Annotated in this window: 5 protein-coding genes; 3 read left to right on the forward strand and 2 right to left on the reverse strand. The window is 69.2% G+C overall.

Annotated elements, in window-relative coordinates; all coding sequences use genetic code 11:
- The first annotated feature begins 169 nt into the window (after window positions 1-169).
- Window positions 170-19,171: a beta strand repeat-containing protein gene (locus JHL17_RS35860; protein WP_200199443.1), complete on the forward strand. Its 19,002-nt coding sequence runs from the start codon at window positions 170-172 to the stop codon at window positions 19,169-19,171.
- Window positions 19,172-19,217: 46 nt separating this feature from the next.
- Here JHL17_RS35860 and JHL17_RS35865 read toward each other — a convergent pair whose 3' ends face one another.
- Window positions 19,218-19,736: a MarR family winged helix-turn-helix transcriptional regulator gene (locus tag JHL17_RS35865; RefSeq protein WP_345773947.1), complete on the reverse strand. Its 519-nt coding sequence runs from the start codon at window positions 19,734-19,736 to the stop codon at window positions 19,218-19,220.
- Between the two features lie 282 nt (window positions 19,737-20,018).
- Between JHL17_RS35865 and JHL17_RS35870 the strand changes: the two genes are divergently transcribed.
- Both JHL17_RS35870 and JHL17_RS35875 read left to right on the forward strand, forming a co-directional pair.
- Entirely contained in the window at window positions 20,019-20,705 is a 687-nt protein-coding gene (locus tag JHL17_RS35870; RefSeq protein ID WP_200199445.1) for an HAD family hydrolase, read from the forward strand.
- 269 nt (window positions 20,706-20,974) lie between these two features.
- Window positions 20,975-21,145 carry a hypothetical protein gene (locus tag JHL17_RS35875; protein WP_200199446.1) on the forward strand — a complete coding sequence of 57 codons (171 nt, stop codon included), beginning with the start codon at window positions 20,975-20,977 and terminating at the stop codon, window positions 21,143-21,145.
- Window positions 21,146-21,499: 354 nt separating this feature from the next.
- Here JHL17_RS35875 and JHL17_RS35880 read toward each other — a convergent pair whose 3' ends face one another.
- Complete coding sequence (locus JHL17_RS35880; protein WP_200199447.1) at window positions 21,500-22,783, reverse strand: MFS transporter; 1,284 nt, start codon at window positions 22,781-22,783, stop codon at window positions 21,500-21,502.
- Window positions 22,784-23,233: the final 450 nt, after the last annotated feature.

Here is a 23,233-nt window from a genome sequence, read left to right on the forward strand (position 1 = left end):
TCGTGAGGTTCGGGTGATCGCGGCCGAACGGCCCCAGGATGCAGGCGCCATCCAAGCTGTTGAAACTCATCACAGGAAGTTTCTTATCACAAGCAAGTTGGAGCGCTAGAACCTAGGGTCGTGACGAGTGGCGCGGTGCGACTCTGCACCCGACTTATGGAGCGGTCCGATGGCTGAGGAAGCGGTTCAGGGGAAAGTCCCGGCGGTCGACGATCGTCAGATCCTGGACGATCTCACCCTCCTGCAGCAGGTCGACGGGACCCGGCTGGGCGGCGTCATCCATGAGGCGAGTGCCGTGCAGTTGCAACGGCCGGACGACACGCTGGGTTACGTCCAGACCGACTATCGCGGCAGCGAAGGTCTGATGATCGGCGGCGCCGTCCAGACCAGCAGCGTCGTCGGGGAAGCGGTAGGCGTCAACACTGACCGTTCGTTGAACGCGCTGCTGCTGGATGGCGATGTCCTGCGCACGCAAGGGACCCGGGGGTCCGGGCCGTCCGGTCCCGAGGGCTCCGGCCCGTCGGACGGGGAGCGCCGCGATGCCGCCGGCGGCACGGCGGAACTGCTGTCCAATGCCCGCACGACCACCAGCTTCACCGAACTCGCCATCCCGCAGCCGGACATTCCCGTACCCGATACGCCCGAGCAGGTGATCGACGACGGCACGGTTCCGAATGCCGATCCGTTCCTCATCAATCAGGCAGCCGTGGCGGGCGTTGGCCCCGCCACGCCGCAGGCGCCGGTGTCCGACAGGCCGAACCTGACGGTGAACGGCGTTTCGGGCGACGAGGACACCGCCATCGCCCTGAACATCACCGCCGCCCTCACCGACACCGGCGGGACGGAGGTGCTGAGCGTCACCCTGTCCGGCATTCCCGACGGGGCGGTGCTGCGCGACGGGTCCGGCACGGTGCTGGCGGTGGTGAACGGCAGCGTCGTGCTGACCTCCTCGCAGATCTCCGGCCTGACGCTGACCCCGCCGCCCAACGGCGGCGACAGCTTCGCCCTGACCGTGACGGCCACCAGCGCCGACGGCAGCGCCGCTCCCAACAGCGTCACCGCCACCTTGCCGGTCACCGTCAATCCGGTGTCCGACACCCCGACGCTCGGCGTCGCCGCGGTCACCGGGGCCGAGGACACGGCGATCCCGCTGACCATCGACCCGGCGCTGACCGATACGGACGGGTCGGAGACGCTGACGGTCACCATCGGCGGCATCCCGGCGGGTGCGGTGCTGACCAACGCCGCCGGCGAGGTGCTGGCCATCTCCGGCGGCTCGATCACCCTGACGCCGGGCCAGCTGGCCGGTCTGGCGATCACGCCGCCGGCCAACAGCGACGCCGATTTCACCCTGACGGTCACGGCGACCAGCCGGGACGGCAGCGCCGCTCCGGCCAGCACCAGCATGCCGCTGGTCGTTAGCGTGAATCCGGTGACCGACACCCCGACGTTGAGCGTCGCTGCAGCGACGGGCAACGAAGACGGCGCCATTCCGCTGACGATCGATCCGGCGCTGACCGACACCGACGGGTCGGAGACGCTGAGCATCACGATTGCCGGCGTTCCCGCCGGCGCGACGCTCAGCGCCGGGACTGCGGTCACGCAAGCAGACGGCACCACGACCTGGACGCTGACGCCTGGCCAACTGACCGGCTTGGCGATCACCCCGCCGGCAAACAGCGACGTCGATTTCAATCTGACGGTGACGGCCACCGCCAGGGACGGCGTGGCTGCTCCGGTGTCGGTCAGCCAGACGCTGGCGGTGACGGTCAACCCGGTGACCGACACGCCGACGCTCTCCGTGAGTGCTGCGGCCGGCAACGAAGACACGGCGATCCCGCTGTCCATCAGCCCGGCGCTGACCGACACCGATGGCTCCGAGACGTTGAGCATCACCATCGCCGGTGTTCCGGCCGGTGCCACGCTCAATGCCGGTACTTCGGTGACGCAGCCGGACGGGACCACGACCTGGACCCTGACGCCGGGCCAGCTCACCGGCCTGACCATCACGCCGAAGCATGACAGCGACGCCGACTTCAACCTGACGGTTACCGCAACGGCCAAGGACGGTGTTGCCGCACCGGTGTCGGTCAGCCAGACCCTCGCCGTGACGGTCAATCCCGTTTCCGACACGCCGACGCTTTCGGTCTCCGCTGCTACCGGCAACGAAGACAGCGCCATTCCGCTGGCGATCAACCCGGCCCTGACCGACACCGACGGTTCCGAGACGCTGAGTATCACCATCGCCGGGGTTCCCGCCGGTGCGACGCTCAGCGCTGGCACGTCGGTCACCCAGCCGGACGGCACCACGACCTGGACGCTGACGCCGGGCCAGTTGACCGGCCTGACGATCACTCCCCCCGCCAACAGCGACCTCGACTTCACGCTGACGGTCACCGCCATCGCCAAGGATGGTACTGCGGCGGCGGCGACCACCAGCGCGCCTCTGCTCGTGACCGTCAACCCGGTCACCGACACGCCGACGCTGAGTGTCACTGCCGCCGCCGGCAACGAAGACAGCGCCATTCCGCTGACGATCAACCCGGCTCTGACCGACACGGATGGGTCGGAGACGCTGAGCATCACCATCGCCGGGGTCCCGGCCGGCGCGACGCTCAGCGCCGGCACCTCGGTGACCCAGCCGGATGGCACCACCACTTGGACGCTGACGCCGGGCCAATTGAGCGGTCTGACGATCACCCCGCCGGCCAACAGCGACGTCGACTTCACGCTGACGGTCACTGCCACTGCCAAGGATGGCGTGGCCGCTCCGGTATCGGTCAGCCAGACGCTCGCCGTGACGGTCAACCCGGTGTCCGACACGCCGACGCTTTCGGTCTCCGCTGCCACCGGCAACGAAGACAGTGCAATCCCGCTGACGATCACTCCGGCGCTGACCGACACCGACGGGTCGGAGACGCTGAGCATCACCATCGCCGGGGTTCCGGCGGGTGCGACGCTCAGTGCCGGCACGTCCGTGACGCAAGCGGATGGCACCACCACCTGGACGCTGACGCCGGGCCAACTGACTGGGCTGACCGTCACGCCGCCGGCCAACAGCGACATCGACTTCACCCTCACTGTTACGGCCATCGCCAAGGACGGTACCGCCACGGCGGCGACCACCAGCGCACCGCTGCTGGTTACCGTCAATCCGGTGACCGACACCCCGACGCTCTCCGTGAGTGCTGCGACGGGCAACGAAGACAGTGCGATCCCGCTGACGATCAGCCCGGCGCTGACCGACACGGATGGGTCGGAGACGCTGAGCATCACCATCGCCGGGGTTCCGGCTGGTGCGACGCTCAATGCCGGTACTTCGGTGACGCAAGCAGACGGCACCACCACCTGGACGCTGACGCCGGGCCAATTGACCGGCCTGACGATCACGCCGCCGGCCAACAGCGACGTCGACTTCAATCTCACGGTCACCGCCACCGCCAAGGATGGCGTGGCCGCTCCGGTGTCGGTCAGCCAGATACTGGCCGTGACGGTCAACCCGGTGACCGACACGCCGACGCTGACGGTCTCGGCCGCGACGGGCAACGAAGACAGCGCCATTCCGCTGACGATCAACCCGGCTCTGACCGACACGGATGGCTCGGAGACGCTGAGCATCACGATTGCCGGCGTTCCCGCCGGCGCGACGCTCAGCGCCGGTACTTCGGTGACGCAAGCAGACGGCACCACCACCTGGACGCTGACGCCGGGCCAGCTCACCGGCCTGACGATCACGCCGCCGTCCAACAGCGACGTCGACTTCAATCTCACGGTGACGGCAACCGCCAAGGACGGCGTGACCACTCCGGTGTCGGTCAGCCAGACGCTGGCCGTGACGGTCAACCCGGTGACCGATACCCCGACGTTGACGGTCTCGGCCGCGACGGGCAACGAAGACAGTGCGATCCCGCTGACGATCAACCCGGCGCTGACCGACACGGATGGCTCCGAGACGCTGAGCATCACCATTGCCGGGGTTCCGGCCGGTGCGACGCTCAGTGCCGGCACCTCGGTCACCCAGCCGGATGGCACGACCACCTGGACGCTGACGCCAGGCCAGCTCACCGGCCTGACCATCACGCCGCCGTCCAACAGCGACGTCGACTTCACTCTGACCGTCACTGCAACCGCCAAGGACGGCGTTGCCGCGCCGGTCTCCGTCAGTCAGACGCTCGCCGTGACGGTCAACCCGGTCACCGACACGCCGACGCTGACGGTCTCCGCCGCCAGCGGCAACGAAGACAGTGCGATCCCGCTGACGATCAACCCGGCGCTGACCGACACGGATGGGTCGGAGACGCTGAGCATCACCATTGCCGGCGTTCCGGCGGGCGCCACGCTCAGCGCCGGCACCTCGGTGACGCAAGCAGACGGCACCACGACCTGGACCCTGACCCCGGGCCAGTTGACCGGTCTGACGATCACTCCCCCCGCCAACAGCGACCTCGACTTCACGCTGACGGTCACTGCCACCGCCAAGGATGGCGTGGCCGCTCCGGTGTCGGTCAGCCAGACGCTGGCCGTGACGGTCAATCCCGTTTCCGACACGCCGACGCTGACGGTCTCCGCGGCGACGGGCAACGAAGACAGCGCCATTCCGCTGACGATCAACCCGGCTCTGACCGACACGGATGGGTCGGAGACGCTGAGCATCACCATCGCCGGGGTTCCCGCCGGTGCGACGCTCAGCGCTGGCACGTCGGTCACCCAGCCGGATGGCACCACCAGCTGGACCCTGACGCCGGGCCAGTTGACCGGCCTGACCATCACGCCGCCGGCCAACAGTGACGTCGACTTCACGCTGACGGTCACCGCCATCGCCAAGGATGGCACCGCGGCGGCGGCGACCACCAGCGCGCCTCTGCTCGTGACCGTCAACCCGGTGACCGACACCCCGACGCTGAGTGTCACTGCCGCCACTGGCAATGAAGACACCGCGATCCCGCTGGCGATCAACCCGGCCCTGACCGACACCGATGGGTCGGAGACGCTGAGCATCACCATCGCCGGTGTTCCGGCCGGCGCGACGCTCAGCGCCGGCACCTCGGTGACCCAGCCGGACGGCACCACGACCTGGACCCTGACGCCGGGCCAGTTGACTGGCCTGACCATCACGCCGCCGGCAAACAGCGACGTCGACTTCACCCTGACGGTGACGGCCACCGCCAAGGATGGCGTGGCCGCCCCGGTGTCGGTCAGCCAGACGCTCGCCGTGACCGTCAACCCGGTGACCGATACGCCGACGCTCTCCGTGAGCGCGGCGACGGGCAACGAAGACACCGCCATTCCGCTGACGATCACCCCGGCGCTGACCGACACCGACGGGTCGGAGACGCTGAGCATCACCATCGCCGGGGTTCCGGCGGGTGCGACGCTCAGTGCCGGCACCTCGGTGACCCAGCCGGACGGCACGACGACCTGGACGCTGACGCCGGGCCAGCTCACTGGCCTCACCATCACCCCGCCGGCCAACAGTGACGTCGACTTCACGCTGACCGTTACCGCAATCGCCAAGGATGGCACTGCGGCGGCGGCCACCACCAGCGCTCCTCTGCTGGTTTCCGTCAACCCAGTGTCCGACACGCCGACGCTGACGATCTCCGCCGCCAGCGGCAACGAAGACGCGGCAATCCCGCTGACGATCAACCCGGCGCTGACCGACACGGATGGGTCGGAGACGCTGAGCGTCACCATCGCCGGGGTTCCGGCCGGCGCCACGCTTAGTGCCGGCACTTCGGTCACCCAGCCGGATGGCACCACCACCTGGACGTTGACGCCGGGCCAGTTGACCGGCCTGACCATCACGCCGCCTGCCAACAGCGACGTCGACTTCACCCTCACTGTTACGGCCATCGCCAAGGACGGTACCGCCACGGCGGCGACCACCAGCGCACCGCTGCTGGTTACCGTCAATCCGGTGACCGACACCCCGACGCTCTCCGTGAGTGCTGCGACGGGCAACGAAGACAGTGCGATCCCGCTGACGATCAGCCCGGCCCTGACCGACACGGATGGGTCGGAGACACTGAGCATCACCATCGCCGGGGTTCCCGCCGGTGCGACGCTCAGCGCCGGGACTGCGGTGACGCAAGCAGACGGCACCACCACCTGGACGCTGACGCCGGGCCAATTGACCGGCCTGACGATCACGCCGCCGGCCAACAGCGACGTCGACTTCAATCTCACGGTCACCGCCACCGCCAAGGATGGCGTGGCCGCTCCGGTGTCGGTCAGCCAGACGCTGGCCGTGACGGTCAACCCGGTCACCGACACGCCGACGCTGACGGCCTCGGCCGCGACGGGCAACGAAGACACCGCCATTCCGCTGACGATCAGCCCGGCCCTGACCGACACCGACGGGTCGGAGACACTGAGCATCACCATCGCCGGGGTTCCCGCCGGTGCGACGCTCAGTGCCGGTACTTCGGTGACCCAGCCGGACGGGACCACCACCTGGACGCTGACGCCGGGCCAACTGACCGGCCTGACGATCACGCCGCCGGCCAACAGCGACGTCGACTTCACCCTCACTGTTACGGCCATCGCCAAGGACGGTACCGCCACGGCGGCGACCACCAGCGCACCGCTGCTGGTTACCGTCAATCCGGTGACCGACACCCCGACGCTCTCCGTGAGTGCTGCGACGGGCAACGAAGACAGTGCGATCCCGCTGACGATCAGCCCGGCCCTGACCGACACGGATGGGTCGGAGACGCTGAGCATCACCATCGCCGGGGTTCCCGCCGGCGCGACGCTCAGCGCCGGGACTGCGGTCACGCAAGCAGACGGCACCACCACCTGGACGCTGACGCCGGGCCAGCTCACCGGCCTGACCGTCACGCCGCCTGCCAACAGCGACATCGACTTCACCCTGACGGTGACGGCCACCGCCAAGGACGGCGTCGCGGCCCCGGTCTCCGTCAGCCAGACGCTAGCGGTGACGGTCAACCCGGTCACTGATACGCCGACGTTGAGCGTGCAGGCCGCCACCGGCAACGAAGACAGTGCGATCCCGCTGACGATTACCCCGGCGCTGACCGACACGGATGGGTCGGAGACGCTGAGCATCACCATCGCCGGCGTTCCCGCCGGTGCGACGCTCAGCGCCGGCACCTCGGTGACGCAAGCAGACGGCACCACCACCTGGACGTTGACGCCGGGCCAGCTCACCGGCCTGACCGTTACGCCGCCGGCCAACAGCGACGTCGATTTCAATCTCACGGTGACGGCAACCGCCAAGGACGGTGTGGCCGCCCCAGTGTCGGTCAGCCAGACGCTCGCCGTGACGGTCAACCCGGTCACCGATACGCCGACGCTCTCCGTGAGCGCGGCGACGGGCAACGAAGACAGCGCGATCCCGCTGACGATCACCCCGGCGCTGACCGACACCGACGGATCGGAGACACTGACGATCACCATCGCCGGGATTCCCACCGGCGCCGTCCTCGCCAATACTCTCAACGGCACGCTGACCGTCACCAACGGCTCGATCACGCTGACACCGGACCAGCTTGCCGGCCTGAAAATCACCCCGCCGGCCAACAGCGATGTCGACTTCACCCTGACCGTCACTGCCATCGCCAAGGATGGCACCGCGACAGCGGCGACCACCACCGCGCCGCTGCTGGTAGCCGTCAACCCGGTGACCGATACGCCGACGCTCACGGTCTCCGCCGCCAGCGGCAACGAAGACAGCGCGATCCCGCTGACGATCACTCCGGCGCTGACCGACACCGACGGGTCGGAGACGCTGACGATCACCATCGCCGGGGTCCCGGCCGGCGCGACGCTCAGCGCCGGGACCTCGGTCACGCAAGCAGACGGCACCACCACCTGGACGCTGACCAAGGCCCAGCTCGCCGGCCTGACGATCACGCCGCCGGCCAACAGCGACGTCGATTTCACTCTGACGGTCACCGCTACCGCCAAGGACGGCGTCGCCTCCCCGGTATCGGTCAGCCAGACCCTCGCCGTGACGGTCGATCCGGTGACCGACACGCCGACGCTCTCCGTGAGCGCGGCGACGGGCAACGAAGACACGGCCATCCCGCTGACGATCGGCTCGGCGCTGACCGACACCGACGGGTCGGAGACGCTGAGCATCACCATCGCTGGCGTCCCCGCCGGCGCGACGCTCAGCGCCGGCACCTCGGTGACGCAAGCGGACGGCACTTCCACCTGGACGCTGACCAAGGCCCAGCTCGTCGGCCTGACCATTACGCCGAAACACGACAGCGACGTCGACTTCACCCTGACGGTCACCGCCACCGCCAAGGACGGCGTCGCCGCGCCGGTATCGGTCAGCCAGACCCTGGCGGTGACGGTCAATCCCGTCTCCGATACGCCGACGTTGAGTGTCACGGCCGCGACGGGCGACGAGGATACCGCGATCCCGCTGACGATCACCCCGGCCCTGACCGATACCGACGGTTCGGAGACGCTGACCGTCACCATCACCGGCATTCCCACCGGCGCGGTCCTCGCCAACAGCCTGAACGGCACGCTGACCGTCAGCAACGGCTCGATCACGCTGACGCCGGACCAGCTTGCCGGCCTCAAGATCACGCCGCCGGCCAACAGCGACGTCGATTTCACCCTGACCGTCACCGCCATCGCCAAGGACGGCACCGCCACGGCGGCAACCACCAGCGCGCCGCTGCTGGTCACCGTCAACCCGGTGACCGATACCCCGACGCTGACGGTCTCCGCGGCGACGGGCAACGAAGACACCGCCATTCCGCTGACGATCAATTCCGCCCTGACCGACACGGACGGGTCGGAGACGCTGACGATCACCATCGCCGGGGTCCCGGCCGGTGCAAGGCTCAGCGCCGGCACCTCGGTCACCCAGTCCGACGGCACCACCACCTGGACGCTGACCAAGACCCAGTTGACCGGCCTGAAGATCACTCCGCCCACCAACAGCGACGTCGACTTCAATCTTACGGTGACGGCAACCGCCAAGGACGGCGTCGCCGCTCCGGTGTCGGTGAGCCAGACCCTGGCGGTGACGGTCAATCCCGTCTCCGATACCCCGACGCTGAGCGTCACGGCCGCGACGGGCGACGAGGACACCGCGATCCCGCTGTCCATCACCCCGGCGCTGACCGACACCGACGGGTCGGAGACGCTGACCGTCCGCATCACCGGGATCCCCACCGGCGCCGTCCTCGCCAACAGCCTGAACGGCACGCTGACCGTCACCGGCGGCTCGATCACGCTGACGCCGGACCAGCTTGCCGGCCTGAAGATCACGCCGCCGGCCAACAGCGACGTCGATTTCACCCTGACCGTCACTGCCATCGCCAAGGACGGCACCGCCACGGCAGCCACCACCAGCGCGCCGCTGCTGGTCACCGTCAACCCGGTGACCGACACGCCGACGCTCTCCGTGAGCGCAGCGACGGGCAACGAAGACACGGCGATTCCGCTGACGATCAATTCCGCCCTGACCGACACCGACGGCTCCGAGACGCTGACGATCACCATCGCCGGGGTTCCGGCCGGCGCGACGCTCAGCGCCGGCACCTCGGTCACGCAAGCGGACGGCACCACCACCTGGACGCTGACCAAGGCTCAGCTGAGCGGACTGACCATCACGCCGAAGCACGACAGCGACGTCGACTTCACGTTGACGGTCACCGCCACCGCCAAGGACGGCGTCGCCTCCCCGGTGTCGGTCAGCCAGACCCTGGCCGTGACCGTCGCCGCGGTCGCCGATGCGCCGATCGTCACCGTCACCCCGATCACCTACGACCTCGCCGTCGGGCAGAGCGACACGCTGACCGGCACGGCCGGCAACGACACGCTGTCGGGCGGCGCCGGCAACGACACGATCAGCGGCGGTGACGGCGACGACGTGATCTATGGCGACGGCACCGGCCTCTTCACCCGGGCGCTGACCATCACCGCCGCCCTGTCCGACGTCGACGGGTCGGAATCGATCTCCAAGGTGACGATCGCCGGCGTGCCGGCCGGTGCGACGCTCAGCGCCGGCACCTCGGTCACGCAAGCGGACGGCACCACCACCTGGACGCTGACCAAGGCCGAGCTCGCCGGTTTGACCCTGACTGCCAGGGAAGGCGCCGGCAACGGCACCATCAACCTCTCCGTCACCGCCACCACGGTGGAGCAGGAGAATGCCAGCACCGCCACCAGCACGCCCAAGACGCTGACGATCACCTTCCAGAACACGCCGCAGGGCAACGACAGCCTCGACGGCGGCGCCGGCAACGACACCATCTTCGGCGGTGCCGGCGCCGACACCCTGCGCGGCGGTTCGGGCGACGACAGCCTGGACGGCGGCGCCGACAACGACCTGCTGGCCGGCGGCCCCGGCAACGACACCATCGACGGCGGCCTCGGCAACGACACGGTGACCTACGCCGACTCCGCCACGGCGGTGAACGCCAACCTCGCGACCGGCATCGGCACCGGCGAGGGCACCGACGTCCTGCGCAACCTGGAGAACGTCACCGGCTCCGCCTTCGACGACGTCATCACCGGCGACGGCGGCGCCAACATCCTGATCGGCGGCGCCGGCAGCGACACCATCTCCGGCGGCGGCGGTGCCGACACCGTCTTCGGTGGGGCGGGCGACGACCTGTCGATCTTCACCGTCGGCACCGACGGCGGCACCGCGGCCAATCCCGAACTGCAGGACGGCGACACCGGTATCGATACCTTCCGGGTCATGCTGACCGCGGCCCAGCTCTCCACGCCGGCGATCCTGGCTGACCTGCGCACCCTGCGCGACCAGATCGAAGCGGCGGCGGCCAAGCCGAACGCCGCAACCGCCGACACTTCCACCGGAAGCGCCGCCACCCTGACGGCGCTCGGCCTGAAGGTGGTGGATTTCGAGAAGCTGGAACTCTACGTCGACGGCCGGCCGGTCACCGTACGCGAGGCGCTGAACTATGCTCCCACCGCCACCGTCGCCACCACGGTAACCAACGAGGACCATGCGGTCACCAGCCGCCTCGTCGCCACCGACCAGGACACCCTCAACGGACGCACCGACGACAGCCTGACCTTCAAGGGGCCGGGCAACGACGGCGAGGCGGTCCGCCTGTCGCACGGCACGCTGGTGGTGAGGGCCGACGGCAGCTTCACCTACACCCCCGACGCCGATTTCAGCGGCACCGAGACCTTCACCTTCACAGTGACCGACGCCTATGGCGGCACCTCCACCGCGGTGCAGACGATCACGGTGGCCCCGGTCGCCGACCCCTTCCAGATCACCACGCTGAACGCCCGCGGCAACGAGGACGCGGCCGGCGGCATCCCGCTCGCCCCGACCATCACGCTGAGCGACGTCGATGCCGCCAGCCCGGAAAAGGTCGAAAGCGTCACCCTGACCATGGCGGCGTCGCAGCAGGACGTTGCCGGCGCCAAGCTGTACCTGAACGGCGTCGAGCTGACGCGCAGCGGCCCCGACGCCTCGGGCAACTACAGCTGGACGATCCCGACCTCGGCGCTGGCCGCGGCCGGCGGCACGGCCGGCGCCTGGACGGTGCAGGGCCTGAGCGTCGTCACCCTGCACGACTCCGACGCCGACCTCACCTATACCCTGAAGGTCGGAACCGTCGACGGCAGCGGCGCCAACGCGTCGCACCTGGTGCAGACGGCGACCGGCACCATCACCGTCGACGCGGTGGCCGACGCGCCGACCGTGACCGCCGCCGCCGCCGCGACGAACGAGGACACCTCGGTCGCGCTGAGGATCACCCCGGCGCTGACCGACACCGACGGGTCGGAGAGCATCGGCTACGTCACCATTTCCGGCGTGCCGGACGGCGCCACCCTGTCCGTCGGCACCATGCTCGGCACCCAGAGCGACGGCAGCACCACCTGGAAGGTCAATGCGGCCGATCTGGCGAGCCTGCGCCTGACCCCGCCGCACGACTTCTCCGGCACCATCACGCTCAGCGTCACCGCGACCTCGGTGGAGCGGGAGAACGGCTCGACCGCCACCTCCAGCCCGGCATCCCTGTCGATCACCGTCACCGGCGTGGCCGACGCCCCCATCGTCACCCTGCCGCCGGCAGCCGGCAACGAGGACACCGCCATCGCGCTGTCCATCGACGCCCGGCTGTCCGACCTGACGGGGGAGACGCTGGACCACATCACCATCACCGGCGTGCCGGAGGGGGCGAGCCTGTCGGCCGGCATCCACAACGCCGACGGCAGCTGGACCCTGACCCCGGCGCAGCTGTCCGGCCTCACCTTCAACCCGCCGTCCAATTATTCCGGCACGGTGACGCTGACCGTCACCGCCACCTCGGTGGAGGGCAGGACCACCGCCACCTCGGCCCCGCAATCCTTCGCGGTGACGGTCAACGCCGTCGCCGACACCCCGGTCCTGTCGGCCTCTGACGCGGTCGGGCGCGAGGACACCGCCATCCCGCTGTCGGTGGTCGCAGCATTGACCGACCGCGACGGCTCGGAGAGCCTCAGCATCCTGGTCGGCGGCGTTCCGGCGGGGGCCACGCTGAACCACGGCCACTATGATGCCGGCCTGGGCAAATGGGTGCTGACCCAGGCCGACCTGAGTGGGCTCACCATCACCCCGCCGTCCAATTCCAACACCGCCTTCAACCTGACCTTCACCGCGCGGGCGACGGAAGGTTCCAACGGCTCCTTCGCCGACGCGGCGGCGGTGACCGTCCATGTCGACGTGCAGGGCGTCGCTGACGTCGTGACGCCGAACGGCCCGCTCGGCGCCCGTGGCGACGAGGACACGGCGATCAACCTGCGCCTCGGCGATCTGGTGATGGTCGACAACGACGGTTCGGAGCGCCTGTCGCTGGTGGTCAGCAACCTGCCGTCGGGCTCCTGGCTGTCGCTGGCGCCGGGACACGAGAGCGGGCTGGTCTATCTCGGCAACGGCCGCTGGTCGGTCGATGTCGACTACCGCAACGAACTGACCCTGACGACCAGGCAGGACTTCGCCGGAACGGTCACGCTGAAGGTCGACGTCATCACCACCGACAGCAACGGCGCGCCGATCATCACCGTGAACGGCGTGACCTCCGGCGGGACGCTGAAGGACACCCGCGACCTGACGGTCACCGTCGATGCCAAGGCGGACGAGCCCATCGTCTCCATCGGCGCCAGCGCGCTGGAGGACGCCGCCGGCGGCATCCCGCTGACCATCTCGGCGCTGACCAGCGACATCGACCATTCGGAGCAGATCTCCGCGATCGTCATCTCCGGCCTGCCGGCCTGGGCGACGCTGACCAGCACGATCGCCGGCGCGCTGACCGACAACCATGACGGCAGCTGGACGGTCGACCCGGCCAAGCTCGGCGGCCTGCGACTGATCGTGCCGGCCAACAATGCCAACGACTTCACCATCACCGTCAAGGTGACGGTCACCGACGGCAGCGACAGCCTGACCAGGACCTACACCCCGACGGTCGTCGTCACCGCCGTCGCCGACGCGCCGGTGTCGCATGCCGCCGACGGTTCGGCAGTCCCCTACCATGTCGACGACCAGTCGACGGCCGGCGTGCCGGACGGCATGGTGCTGAACCTGAACGCCTTCCTCCAGGACACCGACGGGTCGGAAAAGCTGGCGGTCACCATCCGCGGCGTGCCCAAGGGCACGGTGCTGTCGCGCGGCCTCGACAACGGCAACGGCACCTGGACGCTGACCGCCGACGACTACGCCGCGGCGCTGGCCGAAGGCGGCCTGAAGCTGACCGTCAAGGACGCCAACGCCACCGGCATCACCCACAGCGTGGCCGGCAGCGCCGACACCGCCAGCCTCATGCTGACGGTCAACCCCTACAGCATCGAAAGCGAGGGCGACCGCAACACCAGCGTGTCCGACAGCTTCGTGCTGAGCTGGACCACCACGGCCTCCTCCGGCGGCGGCTCGACCGATCCCGGCGGCGGAAACAACGGCGGCGGCACCAGCCCGCCTCCGCCGCCACCCCCTCCGCCCCCGCCGCCGCCTCCGCCCCCGATTCCGCTGGATCCCAGCGTCGGCAGCGACCGGCCGCATGCCGTGACCACTGCCGAGGATACGGCGGTCGCGCTCGGCCTCACGGACGGCCTGGCGAACTGGCAGGGCGTGTCCACCGTCACGCTGTCGGGTATCCCGACCGGCGCCGGCCTGACCAACACCGCCGGCGACACGCTGACCGTCACCGGCGGCTCGATCACGCTGACCAAGGCGCAGCTGGCCGGCCTGACGCTGACGCCGCCGGCCAACAGCGACGCCGATTTCAGGATCACCATCGACGTGGTGTCGGGCAGCAGCAACGCCCACACCACGCTGACCCAGGACGTGACCGTCACCGCCGTCGCCGACAGCCCGCTGCTGACCGTGCAGCCGGCTTCCGGCGACGAGGACACGTCCATCGCGCTGAACATCACCGCCGCGCTGGCCGACACCGACGGGTCGGAGACCCTGGCCAGCATCGTCATCGACGGGCTGCCGGCCGGCGCCTCGCTGTCGGCCGGCTATCTCGACTCCACCACCGGCCGCTGGCTGCTGACCCCCGGCCAGCTCGCCGGGCTGAAATTCACGCCGCCCCATGACGCCAGCGGCACCATCCAGCTGACGGTGACCGCGGTCTCGCGGGAAAGCAGCAACGCCGACCGGGCGACCACCACCAGGACGCTGAACGTCGAGGTGGCGCCGGTCAGCGACGCGCCCGCCATTTCCGTCCATTCCGCGACGGCGCTCGAAGACCAGGCCGCCAGCCTGTCGATCGACGCCGCGGTCACCGATCTGGTCGGCACCGGCGAGGTGATCACCGCCCTGAAGGTGACGGTGCCGGCCGGCTTCACCCTGTCGGGCGGCACGGCGCTCGGCAACGGCGTCTACGATCTCACCGGCCTGTCCGCCGCCGACCGCGCGGCCCTGACGCTGACGGCGCCGGCCAACTATGCCGGCACGGTGACGCTGACGGTGCAGGCGGCGTCGCAGGACGGCACCGCGGCGCCGGCCTGGTCGACCAAGACCTTCTCGGTCACCTACACCGCCGTCGCCGATGCGCCCGCCGTCACGGTGCATGATGCGACGGGGGCGGAGGACACGCCGATCGCCCTGACCCTGTCGGCCGGCCTCGTCGACACCGACGGGTCGGAGTCGATGGCGATCATCCTGTCCGGCCTGCCGGCCGGCGCGGTGCTGAACCACGGCTCCAACAACGGCGACGGGTCCTGGACGCTGAAGCCGGCGGAGCTGTCCGGCCTGACCGTCACGCCGCCGCGCAACTATTCCGGCGGCATGGACCTGACGCTGACCGCGACCAGCCTGGAAAGCTCCAACCGGGACATGGCGAGCACCAGCGCCAACATCCATGTGACGGTGACGCCGGTCACCGACGCGCCCACCGTCATCGTCGCCAACGCCTCGGGCAGCGAGGACACGCTGATCGCGCTGAACCTGAGGGCGGCCCTGGTCGACACCGACGGCTCGGAGACGATGACCGTCGTCCTGTCCGGCCTGCCTGCCGGCGCGCTGCTGGTGGATGCGAACGGCAACACCCTCACCCCCACCGGCGGCTCGGTCGCCCTGACCGCGGCACAGCTCAGCGGGCTGAAGCTTCTGCCGCCGCTCAACGCCGGCAACGACTTCAACCTGACCCTGACCGCGACGACGACGGAGACGGCCACCGGCCTCTCCGCCACCACCAGCCAGCTGTTCCGGGTCAGCGTCGATCCGGTCGCCGACCAGCCCATCGTCACCTGGGCGCCCCTGAACGGGACGGAGGACATAGTTCTGCCGTTGAACCTGTCGGTGGCGCTGTACGACACCGACGGGTCGGAGCGGCTCGGGCTGGTGACGATCGCCGGCGTGCCGGCGGGGGCGCTGCTGTCGGCCGGCACCCGCAATGCCGACGGCAGCTGGACCCTGACGCCGGACCAGCTCGGCGGCCTGAAGCTGACGCCGCCGGCCGACAGCGACGCGCCGATCACCCTGACCGTCACCGCCGTCAGCTTCGAATCCAACGGCAGCACGGCGACCAGGGTCGTCACCGTGCCGATCACCCTGAACGCGGTTTCGGATACCCCGACCCTGGCGGTGACCGCGGCGAGCGGCAACGAAGACACGTCCATCGCGCTGACCATCACCCCGGCGCTGACCGACACCGACGGCTCGGAGACGCTGACCGTCACCATCAGCGGCATCCCCGCCGGCGCCCACCTGTCCAACGCGGCGGGCGACGTGCTGACCGTCTCCGGCGGCTCCATCACGCTGGCGGCCGGGCAATGGACCGGTCTGGCGATCACCCCGCCGGCCAACAGCGACGCCGACTTCACCCTGACCGTCACGGCGATCGCCAAGGACGGCACCGCCGCTGCGGCGACCGCCAGCGCGCCGCTGCTCGTCACCGTCGCCCCGGTGACCGACACGCCGACGCTGACGGTCTCGGCCGCCACCGGCGACGAGGATACGGCCATCGCGCTGTCGATCACCCCGGCCCTGACGGATACCGACGGGTCGGAAACGCTGAGCATCACCATCTCCGGCATTCCGACCGGAGCCAGCCTGACCAACGGTGCCGGCGACGCCCTGACGGTCAGCGGCGGCAGCATCACCCTGACCCCGGGCCAGCTCGCCGGCCTGAAGGTCACGCCGCCGCACGACAGTGATGCCGACTTCACCCTGACCGTCACCGCGACGGCGCGGGATGGCGCCGCCGCTCCGGTTTCGGTGACCCGGACGCTGCCGGTGACGATCAACCCGGTGTCCGATACGCCGACGCTCTCCGTGAGTGCTGCGGCCGGCAACGAAGACACGGCGATCCCGCTGACGATCAATCCCGCGTTGGCCGACACCGACGGCTCGGAGACGCTGACGATCGCCATCTCCGGGGTTCCGGCCGGGGCGACGCTCAGCGCCGGCACGTCGGTCACCGAGCAGGACGGCACCACCACCTGGACGCTGACCAAAGCCCAGTTGACCGGCCTGACGATCACGCCGCCGCACAACAGCGACGTCGATTTCAGCCTCACCGTCACCGCCATCGCCAAGGACGGCAGCGCGCCGGCCGCGACGGCGACCGGGACGCTGCACGTCGCCGTCAACCCGGTGACCGACACGCCGACCCTGGCGGTGACCGCGGCCACCGGCAACGAAGACACCGCCATCGCGCTGACGGTCACCCCGGCCCTGACCGATCTGGACGGGTCGGAAACTCTGAGCATCACCATCAGCGGCATTCCGACCGGAGCCAGCCTGACCAACGGTGCCAACGACACCCTGACGGTCAGCGGCGGCAGCATCACCCTGACCCCAGGCCAGCTCGCCGGCCTGAAGGTCACGCCGCCGCACGACAGTGATGCCGACTTCACCCTGACCGTCACCGCGACGGCGCAGGATGGCACCGCCGCTCCGGTCTCCGTGACCCGGACGCTGCCGGTGACGGTCAACCCGGTATCCGACGCCCCGACCTTGACCGTGGCTCCGGCGGCGGGCGACGAGGATACGGCGATCCCGCTGGCTATCACGTCGGCGTTGACCGACAGTTCGGAGGTGCTGAGCATCACCATCGCCGGCATCCCTGCCGGGGCGCGGCTCAGCAACACCGCCAATGGAACGCTGACCGTCACCAACGGCGCCGTCACCCTGACCGCGGCCCAGCTTGCCGGCCTCAAGATCACGCCGCCGCAGAACGACGACGGCGACTTCACCCTGACCGTCACCGCGACCTCCACCGACGGCGGTGCCGCCCCGGCTTCCGTGGTGGCGCAGCTGCCGGTCACGGTCCATCCGGTGTCCGACACGCCCACGCTTCAGGTCGATCCCGCCGCGGTCCTGGAGGACGGCACGGTCGCCCTGTCGATCAACCCCGCCCTGACCGACCCGTCCGAGACGCTGAGCCTCACGATCGGCAACATCCCGACCGGCGCCGCCCTGTCGAATGCGGCGGGCGACACGCTGACCATCGTCAACGGTTCGATCACGCTCGCATCCGGGCAGCTGGCCGGCCTCGCGATCACGCCGCCCCATGACAGCGGCAGCAGCTTCACCCTGTCGGTCACCGCCACCTCGACCGACGGGACCGCGGCCCCGGCGAGCGTGTCCCGCTCGCTGGCGGTGACGGTGACGCCGGTCGCCGACGCGCCGACCCTGGGCACGCCGGCCGCCCATGGGACGGAGGACACGGCGATCCCGCTGGCGATCACCGCCGCCTCGACCGATGCCGACGGGTCGGAGACGGTGACGGTGCGGATCACCGGGATGCCGGCGGGCGCCAGCCTGAACCACGGCACCCACAATGCCGACGGCAGCTGGAGCCTGGGCGCCTCGGATCTGGCCGGCCTGACCTACACCCCGCCGGCCGACGCGAACGGCACGGTCACCCTGTCGGTCACCGCGACCACCCAGGACGGGAGCAGCACCGCGACGGTGACCCAGGCGCTGACGGTGACGGTCGATCCGGTGAACGACAAGCCGACGCTGGCCGCCGGCCATACGACCACGGTCATCGCCGCCGATGCCGCCGACCACCCGGCGGTGGCCGCCGACGCGACGATCGCGGATGTCGACAGCAGCGTCATGTCCGGCATGTCGATCCGCATTTCCGCCGGTTCGCAGACTGGCGACCGGCTGAACCTCGACAGCCTGGCCATCGACACCGATCCGTCCACCGGCCGCAGGACGGTGTCGGGCACCGGGATCGAGGTGAGCTGGGACGACGGCACCCACCGGCTGTCGCTGGCCGGCACCGCCTCCACCGCGACCTACACCGACATCCTCCACCACCTGGCCCTGTCTCCCAACGGCGGCGGAGCCCGGACGCTGGAGGTGATGGTCAGCGACGACCAGGGGCTGTCCAGCGACCCGCTGGCGCTGCAGGTGCAGGTCGCCACCGGCACCACGATGACCGGCGGCAGCGGCGCCGACATCCTGCATGCCGGCAGTGGCACCACCAGCATGTCGGGCGGTGACGGCGACGATCTGTTCATCTTCGCCCCGCGCGCCGGCAACCTGACCATCGACGGCGGCACGGGCTGGACCGATGTGGTGGAGGTCGGCGGCTTCGTCGCCAATGCCGGTGCCAACTGGCTGCAGCAGCTGGACGGGCATGGCTACACCCTCGACCCGTCGGGCCACGGGCTGACCTTCAACCAGGAGACGACGGTCACGCTGGAGGACCAGAACCATCACCAGTTGGTGCTGCAGAACATCGAACGGCTGACGTTCTGATGCGGATGGGGCAGGGGAGCGGGACGGAGCAGGAGCGGCCGGCCGATCAGGCGGCCGGCGTCCCGTCCGTCTTGTGGCCGCTTCCCTGCCGGCCGCCGTCTCTGCCGCCCTCCTGGGGCTCGGTGCCGGCCTGCATGTGGGCGATGATGCGCTTCATCAGGCCGCCCAGCACCGCCTGTTCGCTCTCGGCCAGGGCGGCGAGGGGCGGACCCAGCGACTGGCGCAGGGGATCGCGCTCCAGCAGGGTCCGGCCCTCCCCGGTCAGGTCGAACAGCCAGCCACGCTTGAACCCCGGATGCGGGCGGCGGGTCAGCAATCCCTTGTCGACCAGGGTGGAGACGGTGCGCGACACCGGGGCGAGATGGATCTTCTGGAAGCGGGCCAGCGCGGTCAGGGTGCGCGCCGGTTCCGGCGCGTCATGGAAATAGCGCAGCGCCACCCATTGCGCCGGGAAAAGCCCGTCGGTGAAGCTGATGCCATAGACAAGCCGGCTGAGCTGGTCCAGCAACATGACCAGATCGTCGCCTGTCGGCCACGCATCGCCATCCCCCGGCCTATCGGACACGCGCAATTCCTCTCCCGGCATCCCGCCGACGATCCGCCGGCAAGCTTGGCGGTGGACTGTAACGAAGTCAACGCGTCAGCGGAAGCGGCAGTCTACGCGCGCCCGTGGTGAAAGGTGATAAAGATTCGCGTGGGTTATCGTTGTCGGAAATCCGTTGCCGTCCGTCGCAAATCCTTGGCGAAAACCCGCGGCCGGCCCCACTTCCGGTCCTGTCCGCCGGCTTAAGGGCCGGCAGCCTCGCCCAACCCACGATCGCCCCACCCATTCCGCGGGACAATGGACATGACCGGTTTTCCCCACCTGACCAACGCTTTCCTGTTCGACCTGGACGGCACGCTGACCGACACGGTGTACCAGCATGTGCTGGCCTGGAAGGAGGCGCTGGACGAGGAGGGCATCGCCCTGTCGGTCTGGCGCATCCACCGCAAGATCGGCATGAGCGGCGGGCTCTTCACCAACATGCTGCTGCGCGAGACCGGGCTCGCCATCGACCAGGATCTGCTCGACCGGCTGCGCCACCGGCATTCGCAGGCCTACAAGCGTCTGGCGGCCGGCGTGGTGCCGCTGCCCGGCGCGCGCGACTTGCTGGACACGCTGACGGAGCTGGGCCTCCCCTGGGCCATCGCCACCAGTGGCAGAATGGAGACGGCGCGGCCGGCGCTGGAAAAGCTGGGCGTCGATCCCGCACGGGCCGCGGTGATCACCCGCGACGAGGTCGAATACGCCAAGCCCGATCCGGACTTGTTCCTGGCCGCCGCCGCGCGCATCGGCGTCGACGTCACCAGCGCCTTCGTGGTGGGCGACAGCATCTGGGACATGATCGCCGCCAAGCGGGCCCGTGCCCTCGGCATCGGCCTGCTGTCTGGCGGCTATGGCCGGGAGGAGCTTGAGCGCTCCGGCGCGCTGCGCGTCTACGAGGATCCCGCCGACATGCTGAAGCATCTGGACGAAGTGGGCGGACGGCGCTGAGCCATGGCCAGTAATGGCCGGCCTCTGTCCAAGTAACCGTCTTGGTGCCGCCCCGAGGAACCGATCCGAGCGCTGCGATCCATTTCCATGGTCTGAAGCATACACGGTTGCAGCGCTATGATGCAGTGCAATATGGTCATGAAGGACATGCGGTATCGGTGCGTTTCCTGACTGCCGGCCGATGGCAGCATGGGGTTGCCGATGACGTTGACGCCGCTTCCCGACGCCTGGTCATCGCTTTCGGGAAACCCCAGATCAGGAGCAGCCGCATGTCCGCCCATCAGCCCACCCCGCGCCATACCGTCGCCCGCGCCCTCGTCGCTTCGGCCTTCGCGCTGGCCTCGCTGCTGTCGGTCGCTGCCGCGGCCGCCGTCCCCGCCCAGCCGGAACGCGCGGTTCCCGCCGTCGGGATCGACAGCCAGTCCTTCCTGTTCAACTGAGCGTCGCCGGGAACCGCGGTCCTCTCGCTCTTGTCCGGAGGAAAGGCCTGAGCGAGGGGCCGGACAAAAAATGAGCCGCCGGGAATGCCGGCGGCTCTGAAGTCCGAGAGGAACGTCCAACAAGTTGTGCCGGGTCAACCCACGGCGCATCCAGCGGTACAGGATTGATATACTAATATCTCATCCGTCTGGCAAGCGGCTTTCCCTCCCCGGCGGGCTTTTTCGCCCGATCGGATTGTCCAGTCGGATTGCCCGACCGGAAAACGATCGGCGCAGAACGCGAAACGCCCCCCGGCGCTGTGCCGGAGGGCGTCTCGATCACGCTGATCGTGACCTTCGCAACAGGACGGGGCGTCAGTCGGCGCCGGCCGTGGCGTTGGGGATGGCGGCACCGTGTTTGCTGCCGCGCTGGCCCAGGACCAGGGCGATGATGACGAAGGCGGTTAGGTCGAACACGGTCAGGCAGGCGAACAGCGGCTCGTATCCGATGGTGGTGGCGAGCTGGCCGATCATCAGCGAGAAGATCATGCCGCCGAGGTAGCCGGCCATGCCGCCGAACCCGGTCGCCGTGGCGACGTCCTGCTTCTCGAAGGTGTCGGTGACCAGGGCGTAGAGCAGGCTCGACAGCATCTGGTGGGCGAAGGCACCCAGCGAGAACAGGAAGATGGCGGCGATCGGGCTGACGGCGAAGCTGATCAGGGCCGGGCCGACCATGCACACCGCGCCGACGCCGACGCCGGCGATGCGGGAGTTGACCAGCGACATCTTGAAGCGCTTCACGAAGAAGGGCGACAGGTAGCCGCTGAGGATGCAGCCGATGTCACCGGCCAGGAAGGGCAGCCAGGCGAACAGGGCGAACTGCTTGATGTCCATGCCGCGGGTGGAGACCATGTACAGCGGGATCCAGAAGCTGAAGGTCTGCCAGGCCGGCTCGGTCAGGAAGCGGGCGGCGGCGATGCCCCAGAACTTGCCCTTGCCCAGCACACGCTTCATCGACGGCTTGGGCAGTTCGACATGCTCCTGGCCATCCAGGATGTAGCTGTGCTCCTCCTTGGTCAGGCGCGGATGGTTCTCCGGGTTGCGGTACAGCATGTACCACAGGGCCGACATGCCGACACCCAGCAGACCGGTGACGAGGAAGGCTTCCTGCCAGCCGTAGGTCAGCGACAGCCAGATGACGAAGGGCGGGGCGATCATCGCGCCGATCGAGCTGCCGGTGTTGAACCAGCCGGTGGCGATTGAGCGTTCCTTGGCCGGGAACCACAGGGTGGAGGTCTTCACGCCCGACGGCATGGCCGCCGCTTCGCTGACGCCCAGCAGGCCGCGGAAGAAGGCCATCGACTGCCAGCTGCCGGCCAGCGCGTGCATGGCGGCGGCGATGCCCCAGACGCCGGCGAACATCGCATAGCCCAGCTTCAGCCCGATCAGGTCGGTGATGTAGCCGGCGACCGGCTGCATCAGGCTGTAGCAGAGCTGGAAGGCGCTGACGATGAAGGAATACTGCTCGGTCGTGAAGTGGAGCTGTTCCTTGAGCGTCGGCGCCAGGATGCCCAGAGTGTTGCGGTCGATGTAGTTGACCACGGTGCCCAGCATCATCAGGGCAAGGATTTGCCACCGCAAACCACGGATCTTGTTCATCTTTTCCTCACATGCCTGCCACGGCAGGCGCCGGTGCGCACGTACAGGCCCTTCAGGCGGCGGTCCTTGGACAGGACGCCCTGCCGGCGGGTGTTCGGTGCCGGGCGAATGGGTCGCTTCCGCTCCGGTTCAATAAGGGGCGGGAGCATCGCTGACGGAGTTATATTAATATATCAGTGTTGGCCGCAAGTGGTTTTCCGAGACCGCGTTCGGCTCCTGCGAAAATGTCGCAGACCGATGGTGCGGTGCGCTGATTTCTTCGCAGTCGCAGCATAACCGCCTCCGTCTCCGGGGGCTTCCGCATGCTGCAATGCACTGTAATTTCGGGTTGAGACGCCTGTTTCACTGTTCGGATTTCAGCGTCGGGTCGATCGTCCCGCCGCATCCGCCTGTAGTAAGCCACGGCACCCGGTTGCGATAAATGACCTGGATCAATGGCCTAGGATCCCT

It is taken from the genome of Azospirillum endophyticum, assembly GCF_016595245.1.
Classification (GTDB): Bacteria; Pseudomonadota; Alphaproteobacteria; order Azospirillales; family Azospirillaceae; genus Azospirillum; species Azospirillum endophyticum.

What these genes read in the sequence shown, in the direction of transcription:
- JHL17_RS35860 (WP_200199443.1), top strand. Translation starts at nt 170, where the DNA reads ATGGCTGAGGAAGCGGTTCAGGGGAAAGTCCCGGCGGTCGACGATCGT.
- JHL17_RS35870 (WP_200199445.1), top strand. Translation starts at nt 20,019, where the DNA reads ATGACCGGTTTTCCCCACCTGACCAACGCTTTCCTGTTCGACCTGGAC.
- JHL17_RS35875 (WP_200199446.1), top strand. Translation starts at nt 20,975, where the DNA reads ATGTCCGCCCATCAGCCCACCCCGCGCCATACCGTCGCCCGCGCCCTC.
- JHL17_RS35880 (WP_200199447.1), bottom strand. Translation starts at nt 22,783, where the DNA reads ATGAACAAGATCCGTGGTTTGCGGTGGCAAATCCTTGCCCTGATGATG.